Here is a 2,246-nt window from a genome sequence, read left to right as displayed (position 1 = left end):
GAAATCACAGAATCTAAGTGGGTAGAAGCTACAGAAGGGAAACTGATTTTAAATAGTGCTAAAAAAATCTCTTCTAATGGGAACAAGCAATAGTATTGGAGTATATAAGCCTGGAAAACCGAGTATTGATTTACCACCTAATATTATAAGGATAGGATGTACTAAAGTTGAAAAACTTTATATTAACCAAGCAGCATTACTTGAGTTTAAAGTTGAAGGAGTAAGCAAAAAAGATATAGGAGGTAGTTACAAGGTAAAACTTTTGCCGTCAGATTCAAATATTTTGCTATTCGACAGTAAAAAACAAACTAAATATGAATTTGAAGTAGAGAAAGGTTGGAAGTTTTCAGTATATGTTGGAGGAAGTAAGGTTGTAGAAAATGCAAGAATTAATGTAGAGGTAGACGGTGTGAAAACACTGTCTTTTCCTATTTCCATACTTCAAGATAAAGATGTATTCTCGAAAGAAGATGTGAAAAGATTAAAAGTAAGTGCTAATTCATTGGGGCTTACAAGTACTGCTTGTATTAATGTTGCTGATGCAAGAATTAGTGAACTACTTCAAGATAAAAATAATTTTATGAATAGAAATAGACAGAGAATGTCTCATGGAGAATATACACCTAGATTGAAATTTTTATTATCAAAAGGTTACGTGTTGGGAAGTATTAAAGAATTTAGGTACAATTTAAATAATGGAGAAATATATAGACCAAAAAACTTAAAAGAAAGTGCAAAATCGTATATAGAAAATCAAATAAAAAATAAGATTGGTTACCACGTGTTTTATATATCCATGTTGAATGATGTTCATGTTTTGACATTATTAATAAACAATAATAATCCGTGTGATACAAAATTTGAAGTATTGGATCAAGGAACAAAATGGCAAACGAATGGAGAACAAAGTATTGTTGGTATTGATGATTTTTTTAACAACAGTACAATTAGTTTATATGATTGGTATCTAAAAGCTCACAAAACTCAAGGGACAGATTATACTAGAATTGCAAAAATTAAAAGATTATGAAAATGAAATTCAGAAATTATTTCGTATTGCTCTTACTATTCATGATCTGTTGTAAACAATATTCTAAAGTTGGTAAAGAACAAAAATCAATTTTTATACCGATTAAAGAAGATATTCTTTATAAAGACTCCATTAATAGTATATACCTAAAAACCTCAAGTGTTTTCATTGGGACCGATTCTATATATTATGAGTACTATAATCATGTCAGTTATGATAAAGAAAATGATTCTTTAATAGAGTTAAAAAACATAATTGATGTAAAAACTTTTGATTATTTAAATGGCTCAAATGTATTTTATAAAGATAAAAACTATATGTACGTATATCAAAAATATCCTGCAACTTACCCTCCTTTGAAAATTATAGAGATCAATCCAAATAAAGCTGTGATTATAAAAAATGATTACATAAAAGATGATAAGAATGTTTATTTTTTAGGTATGAAAATCAGTGAAAATGCAACTGATTTTAAACCTATTCCAAACAAAGATAGTCTTCTTCTTTTTGGTGATGGTAAAAAGATTATATGGAATTGGAGTGAAATGTCAAAGGATGACTTCATTGATTTATCATTATCAAAAAAAGTTAAGGATTCATTAATTAATAAATATTTTCCGTAAAAAATTGGTGGTGTTCCAAATGTGTTGAGGCAAATAAAGATAGACCAATAGTAGTATGGAAAAAAATTCAGTTTATTTTGTAGGAATCGGAGTATATATAATAGTACTAATAGTTAGTATAATTTTATTTCGGAAAGCTGATATCATTAATTTAAAATTTCTTTTATATTCAGGATTAGCACTTATAATTGTAAACGTAGTATATCTAATTTCTGTAAGAATAATTTTTAATAATTCTTATGCAGCTTACTATTAGTTTATGCTATATCTATTTTAAATCTAATATCGATTCCAACAATATTAATATTATTTATTTTAAAATTCATAAAAAAATAGAATAGAGGATAAAATAGAGAAAAGATTATTTAAAATATTTAAAGTCATAACAAGTGTATCAGATGTGTTGATGGCAAAAACAGGCAAAGGCTTTCATTTTCATTCCTGAAATTGGCGAGGAAGTTTTGGTAGGCTTTGAAAGCCAGAATGCCGAGAAACCTTTTGTGATGGGAACGCATTATAATGGCTCAGAAACAAGCGGATATGGAACTTCTGATAACAAAATAAAAGCAATCCATACACGAAGCGGACATATT

General features: G+C 27.6%; 2 protein-coding genes and 1 pseudogene. All 3 read left to right on the top strand.

Going from position 1 to position 2,246, the window contains the following annotated elements:
* Positions 1–76: 76 nt before the first annotated feature.
* Positions 77–1,030 (top strand): hypothetical protein, encoded by a 954-nt coding sequence (locus tag ACM39_RS18615; RefSeq protein ID WP_048512559.1) that lies wholly within the window; start codon positions 77–79, stop codon positions 1,028–1,030.
* Positions 1,027–1,653, top strand: a complete 627-nt coding sequence (locus ACM39_RS18610; RefSeq protein ID WP_048512558.1) for a hypothetical protein — start codon at positions 1,027–1,029, stop codon at positions 1,651–1,653. Before ACM39_RS18615 ends, ACM39_RS18610 begins: the two co-directional genes overlap by 4 nt.
* A gap of 422 nt (positions 1,654–2,075) precedes the next feature.
* Positions 2,076–2,246: pseudogene (locus tag ACM39_RS19520) on the top strand (phage baseplate assembly protein V); the annotation flags it as partial.

Source organism: Chryseobacterium sp. FH2 (assembly GCF_001045455.1).
GTDB lineage: Bacteria > Bacteroidota > Bacteroidia > Flavobacteriales > Weeksellaceae > Chryseobacterium.
This window is presented reverse-complemented; position numbering and strand designations above follow the sequence as displayed.